Genomic DNA, 6,274 nt, shown 5'->3' on the forward strand with positions numbered 1-6,274 from the left:
AAAACTGTGTTAAACTACTTTTATTGTAGCTTGACACAGTTTAGTTTACACTCTCGGCTGATGGCTTTTTTATTACCAAATAAATACTATCTCATTTTCCAGGCATCCTTGACCTCTACCATAGGTACCACAATCTGTTCTTTAGTACTGTCACCATACACCACTTGCAGAAAAACATCAGCAACATGATGCGCTGTATCAGCCTTTGCATTCAGGACATTCACCTTAATCATACCTTTATGTTCATCTTGCTGCTGCTCAACAAACATTTCGGCATTCATCAGCAATTGATCCTGATAGCCCTTTGGCAACCGATAAGGTTGATTGTAACCATCTACAAACTCCTTATACTTTCCCTCTAAAAGCAGATCATAATATCCCTTGGCAGCAATACCTGCAAGATAGCCAGGATCAGGTTTCTCCTCCCTACAGGAAGAAAATACCAATCCCACCATGAATATCATAAAAATCAAAAGTTTCTTCATTTTTATACACTTTGATTCTGCATTCTTCGCTTCATTTATTTACTTCTGACGAATGAAGACGTTGATAGGACAGCCATGTAATGACCAGTTCTCACGAATCTTATTCTCCAGAAAACGGCGATAGTTCTCCTTGACATACTGAGGCAAGTTTGCATAGAATACAAACGAAGGAATCGTTGTATTAGGCAACTGGGTGCAATACTTAATTTTGATATACTTACCCTTTATGCTCTGTGGAGGATATGCCTCGATAATAGGCAACATCACCTCATTCAACTTAGAAGTTCCGATATGAGCCTTACGGTTCTGGTAAACTTCCTTGGCAGTTTCCAATACTCGGAAAATACGCTGCTTAGTCAAGGCTGAAGCAAAGATGATAGGAAAGTCTACGAATGGAGCCATACGCTTGCGGATAGCATTTTCAAAAGTATCAATTACCTTCTGATTCTTCTCCTCAACCAAGTCCCATTTGTTTACTACAACCACCAGACTCTTGTTATTTTTCTGAATCAACTGGAAGATGTTCATATCCTGGGTTTCGATACCACGGGTAGCATCAAGCATCAGGATGCAGACATCACTATTCTCGATGGCACGGATAGAACGCATCACCGAATAGAATTCCAAGTCTTCGCTTACCTTGTTCTTACGACGGATACCGGCTGTATCAACCAGGTAGAAATCGAAACCGAACTTATCATATCTAGTATAGATACTGTCACGTGTAGTACCTGCAATTTCTGTCACGATATTACGATCCTCACCAATAAAAGCATTGATAATACTACTCTTACCAGCATTCGGACGACCTACTACCGCAAAACGAGGAATATCTTCTTCGATTGCCTCCTCAGGATTGTCCTGAAGTTTGTCCAAAATCATATCAAGCAAATCACCAGTACCACCACCTGTAGCAGCACTGATACACTGAGGATCACCCAAGCCCAACTTGTAGAACTCAGCAGCCTGATAATACTCAGCACTGTTATCAACCTTGTTAGCAACAAGGATAACAGGCAATTTGGCACGACGCAAAATAAGCGCCACGTCCTCATCCCAATCAGTAAGGCCCGTGTTAACGTCTACCAGGAAAAGAACCAGGTCAGCCTCTTCGGTAGCAACAAGCACCTGCTTGCGGATAGCATCTTCAAAAATATCATCAGATTTTACAACCCAACCACCGGTATCAACAACAGAAAATTCTCTACCATTCCAACTGCACTTACCATACTGGCGGTCACGAGTAGTACCGGCAGTATCACTAACGATAGCGCGACGTGATTGAGTCAAACGATTAAATAAAGTAGACTTACCCACATTAGGGCGTCCTACGATAGCTACTAAATTTGCCATAAACAGTCATTATCCTCCTTCCTTTTAGGAGGTATTCAAGGATGTGGTCTCTGCATCCAAGTTAATAATTTGCCGAAGCTGACCTTGCTCCGGCCCTCGCCCTTTTGGCAAGAGTCACTCCCTCGATTACATTCAGGGAGGAGAAGTTGATATTAGTGATTAGTTTTTAGTGATTAGTGATTAGAACTATGCTAATCACTAATCATTAATCACTGATCATTAATCACTGATCATTAATCACTGATCATTAATCACTATCAATTATTCCGGATTATATCCAAAGGCATCAAGTTCTCGCTGAGAACTGCGCCAATCCTTATCAACTTTTACGAAAGTCTCCAAGAAGATTTTCTTGTCGAAGAACTTTTCCAGAGCCTTACGACTCTCGGTATTCACCTTTTTCAATGCGATACCCTGGTGACCGATGATGATACCCTTTTGTGAATCACGTTCAACATAAATCACAGCATTGATGTGGATACGGTTTTCATCTTCCTTAAATCGTTCCACTCTTACCTCTACAGAATAAGGAATTTCCTTATCATAATAGAGCAAAATCTTTTCTCGGATAATCTCAGAAACGAAGAAACGGGCAGGCTTGTCTGTCAACTGATCCTTATCAAAGAAAGCAGGAGATTCTGGCAAGAGTTCCTTAATGCGCTTCAAGAGCATATCCGTTCCGAATTTATTCTTCGCTGAGATAGGAAGAATCTCTGCATTAGGCAACAAAGAGTGCCATTTTTCAACAATATCACCCAACTTCTTCGGATCACTCTGATCAATCTTGTTGATGAGCAAGAGTACAGGAATCTGCATTTTCTTAACCTTTTCCAAGAATTCCATGTTCTTTTCAGGGTTTTCTATCACATCAGTCACATAAAGCAGCACATCAGCATCCGCCAATGCACTCTCAGAGAAGGCAAGCATCATCTCCTGCATCTTGTAATTAGGCTTCAAAACACCAGGAGTATCAGAAAATACAATCTGCATATCATCAGTATTCACAATACCCATGATACGATGACGGGTTGTCTGAGCCTTAAAAGTTGCAATACTAATACGTTCACCCACCAATTGATTCATCAAGGTACTTTTTCCCACATTAGGGTTACCTACTATATTTACGAAACCAGCTTTATGCATAAAAAATTGAATTTAGCAAAATTTACTATCAAGAAGTTAAGCTCTATTGTTTTTAAGCTAAAGAAACGCATCCTTACTTATTTATAGAGAAATAAGAAAGATGCGTTTCCTTATATAGATAATTATTCTATCCTATTTTTATAGATTACTTTCCGTAAGCAGCGCCATCATACGCCCACTTATAGAAAGAAGCGCCATGTACAAATCCTGCACCAAATGCTGTGAAGATGACGTTATCGCCCTTCTTCAATTGGCTTTCTGCATCCCAGAGTGCCAATGGAATTGTTGCTGCACTAGTATTTCCATAATGATCGATGTTTACAACCACCTTATCAAGTGGAATTCCAGCACGCTTGGTTACTGCCTCAATAATACGGAGATTAGCCTCGTGAGGAATTACCCAGTTCACATCATCAGCCTTCAGGTTGTTCATTTCCATGATTTTCATCACGTCGTTGCTCATATCTGTTACTGCGTAACGGAATACAGTACGACCTTCCTGATAAAGATAATGCAGACGATGATCAACTGTAAAATGTGAAGGAGGGCAAACAGAACCACCAGCCTTCATGTGAAGGAAAGGCAAACCTTGTCCATCTGTACGAAGGTATGAGTTCTGAACTCCAACGTTCTCCTCTTCAGTTGCCTCCACCAAAACCGCACCTGCACCATCTCCGAAGAGAACGCAAGTAGCACGGTCAGTGTAATCTACCAGTGAAGACATCTTGTCAGCACCAATCACAATAATCTTCTTGTATCTACCACTCTGAATCATGCTTGCAGCAACATCAAGGGTATACAAGAATCCACAGCAAGCAGCAGAGAAGTCAAATGCAAAAGCATTCTTCAAACCCAGCTTGCCGAGGACGATAGATGCTGTAGAAGGGAACTTATAGTCAGGTGTCGTGGTTGTTACAATCAATGCATCGATTGTATCTGGATCCACGCCAGTCTTCTGAATCAACTGCTTGGCAGCTTTACGTGCCAGATAGCTGGTTCCAAGACCTTCCTCTGTAAGGATGCGGCGCTCTTTGATACCCACACGGGTGGTAATCCACTCATCTGTAGTATCTACCATGCGAGATAACTCCTCATTGTTGAGGATATATTCTGGCACGTAGCCACCAACACCTGTAATTACAGCATTAATCTTACCCATTATTCAGCTGCTTCCTTAACGATTGCAACCTTACCACGATAGTAACCGCAAGTAGGGCAAACAGTGTGGTATACATAGTATGCACCACAGTTAGGGCAAACTGCCAATGTAGGAGCTACTGCCTTATCATGAGTTCTTCTCTTAAGTGTACGTGTCTTTGACTGTCTTCTTTTAGGATGTGCCATAATTTTTTAAATGTTTAAAATTTTAATTTTTATTTTTTCAATTTCAATAGAGCTTCCCAGCGTGGATCTACAGTTTCCTCTTCTTCCTCACCGCTTCGGGCGGCAGAATGCTCATTGAGCTTTTCAATCATAGCAGGGTTGCATTTTCCAGGTGCATGCACATGCTTGATGGGAATATTGAGATCTATAAATTCATAGATAAACCAAGCGACATCGAGCATTCCTTCGTTCTCGGCCACAGTCACCAGTTCATCATCCTCTGAGTACTCTTCTCCGAATTTTACGACAAGTCTGTCATCAGTCTCAATGGTTTGATCCATATCGTCCAGACAGATGTCGCATGGTATGTGAACCACTCCCTCTGTATGAAAATTGAGTTCGAAGAAGTCGTCCGTCCTATTGATAGACAGACTACTTGACAACTCGCCTCTCTGAACATCAGGAGCATCGATTGCCTCAAAATATTCATTGGTAAGCTTAAATTCCTTTTCGGTTATACCTTGAGGTAAAGCTTTCAAATCAATCTTAAAAGAATCTATGTTACACATATTCAATATATTCTATATTGTTTCGGGCTGCAAAGTTACAAATAATTTTTGAGATAAAATAATTTTTTATGTAAAAATCACTAAAATCACTCATTATTAATTGATTATTCTTTCTTTAACTCGATTCTGAAGGTGGTTCCATGCCCAATTTCAGTACTTTTCACCCATATTTTACCATGATGATATTCTTCTACGATTCGCTTAGCTAGTGATAAACCTAAGCCCCAACCTCGTTTTTTGGTTGTAAAACCAGGACGGAACACATTCTTCAAATCCTTCTTTCTAATACCATTTCCAGTATCTGAAACTTCTATAATAGCTTTATCATCCGTCTCTTCCACATGGAGCGTAATCTGTCCACCTTTTGCTCCCATAGCATCAACAGCATTCTTCGATAAATTTTCTATCACCCATTCAAAGAGAGAAGCATTCATCTTAACAATAACATCCTGTTCAGGAATTTCCTTCACCATTTTGACATTCTTCGAAGTTCGACGATCCATGTAGTCTATAACATGATTCATCACTTCGTTCAAACTGGCAGGAACTGGTTCTGGCAGGGCACCAATCTTTGAGAAACGGTCTGCTATCAGTTGTAAACGCTGAATATCCTTGTTCATTTCAGGAATGAGTTCATCGTCGGGATAATTCATTTTCAGTATTTCAATCCAAGCCATCAGACTGGAAATAGGAGTACCCAACTGATGAGCAGTTTCTTTAGACAACCCCACCCACACCTTATTCTGTTCCGCTCTTTTGGAAGTAAGCAAAGCAAAGATGGCTATAACCACAAAGAGCATGACTACCCCCAACTGTATATAAGGATAAGCTGACAGACGCCGTATCATAAGGGATTCATCATAGCAAACCTGAATATAGTCATGCGTTGAATCATCTAATTCTATTTTAATATTCTTGCCTTGTTTCAAGAGCCGCTGACCGATGGCAGAAGCATAAGCCAGAGAATCAGCATAATCTTTCCCTTCCACATCAACGTTACGAAAAGTCTGAGCATGGTTTTCAGAATCCATCACGATAACCGGAATGGAATTGTTTTCATTGATAACCTTCAATACCAAGTTCAAGTCAGTATTCTCATCTGCATTATTAAGCGTACGCATAGCTTCAGCCCAAACCGCCATACGGTTGCGTTCCTCTTCAGCTAAATCACGAACCAGAAAATGGGACACAACAAGAGAGGCGACAGCTATAAACACTGCCGCTATCACCAGAAAAATCTTCACCTGTCGTATTCTATCGGTCCAAATCATGTTGCAAAGATAATAAAAATCCGTGTAATCCACATCATCTGCTGAAAAAAAAATCTTGAGCAGATAAAAAAACAAAAAAGCCTCAGAAATCTTTCGAAATCTGAGGCTCTTGATAAAAGGAGGCGGCTAC

At 40.5% G+C, this 6,274-nt stretch carries 7 protein-coding genes; all 7 read right to left on the reverse strand.

From position 1 onward, the window contains the following. Nucleotides 1-86: 86 nt before the first annotated feature. Nucleotides 87-485 carry a hypothetical protein gene (locus tag KSW37_RS14865; RefSeq protein ID WP_217315179.1) on the reverse strand — a complete coding sequence of 133 codons (399 nt, stop codon included), beginning with the start codon at nt 483-485 and terminating at the stop codon, nt 87-89. 39 nt (nt 486-524) lie between these two features. Then, nucleotides 525-1,838 carry a ribosome biogenesis GTPase Der gene (gene der / locus KSW37_RS14870; RefSeq protein WP_117694991.1) on the reverse strand — a complete coding sequence of 438 codons (1,314 nt, stop codon included), beginning with the start codon at nt 1,836-1,838 and terminating at the stop codon, nt 525-527. A gap of 261 nt (nt 1,839-2,099) precedes the next feature. Continuing rightward, the gene (gene era / locus KSW37_RS14875; protein ID WP_217315181.1) at nt 2,100-2,981 is read right to left on the reverse strand and encodes a GTPase Era; all 882 of its coding nucleotides are present in this window, start codon (nt 2,979-2,981) and stop codon (nt 2,100-2,102) included. 145 nt (nt 2,982-3,126) lie between these two features. Beyond that, a complete protein-coding gene (locus tag KSW37_RS14880; protein WP_217315183.1) occupies nt 3,127-4,140 on the reverse strand; it encodes a beta-ketoacyl-ACP synthase III in 1,014 nt (337 codons plus the stop codon). Then, on the reverse strand, nt 4,140-4,325 hold the full coding sequence (rpmF, locus tag KSW37_RS14885; RefSeq protein WP_006848356.1) for a 50S ribosomal protein L32: 186 nt from the start codon (nt 4,323-4,325) through the stop codon (nt 4,140-4,142). Before rpmF ends, KSW37_RS14880 begins: the two co-directional genes overlap by 1 nt. Nucleotides 4,326-4,354: 29 nt before the next feature. Then, entirely contained in the window at nt 4,355-4,873 is a 519-nt protein-coding gene (locus KSW37_RS14890) for a YceD family protein (protein WP_119229608.1), read from the reverse strand. Nucleotides 4,874-4,977: 104 nt separating this feature from the next. After that, nucleotides 4,978-6,144, reverse strand: a complete 1,167-nt coding sequence (locus KSW37_RS14895) for a sensor histidine kinase (protein WP_217315185.1) — start codon at nt 6,142-6,144, stop codon at nt 4,978-4,980. Nucleotides 6,145-6,274: the final 130 nt, after the last annotated feature.

Source organism: Segatella copri, assembly GCF_019127135.1.
Taxonomy (GTDB): domain Bacteria; phylum Bacteroidota; class Bacteroidia; order Bacteroidales; family Bacteroidaceae; genus Prevotella.

Coding starts and splice junctions, on each gene's coding strand:
- KSW37_RS14895 (WP_217315185.1), bottom strand. CDS start 6,144: ATGATTTGGACCGATAGAATACGACAGGTGAAGATTTTTCTGGTGATA.
- der (WP_117694991.1), bottom strand. CDS start 1,838: ATGGCAAATTTAGTAGCTATCGTAGGACGCCCTAATGTGGGTAAGTCT.
- KSW37_RS14865 (WP_217315179.1), bottom strand. CDS start 485: ATGAAGAAACTTTTGATTTTTATGATATTCATGGTGGGATTGGTATTT.
- KSW37_RS14890 (WP_119229608.1), bottom strand. CDS start 4,873: ATGTGTAACATAGATTCTTTTAAGATTGATTTGAAAGCTTTACCTCAA.
- rpmF (WP_006848356.1), bottom strand. CDS start 4,325: ATGGCACATCCTAAAAGAAGACAGTCAAAGACACGTACACTTAAGAGA.
- KSW37_RS14880 (WP_217315183.1), bottom strand. CDS start 4,140: ATGGGTAAGATTAATGCTGTAATTACAGGTGTTGGTGGCTACGTGCCA.
- era (WP_217315181.1), bottom strand. CDS start 2,981: ATGCATAAAGCTGGTTTCGTAAATATAGTAGGTAACCCTAATGTGGGA.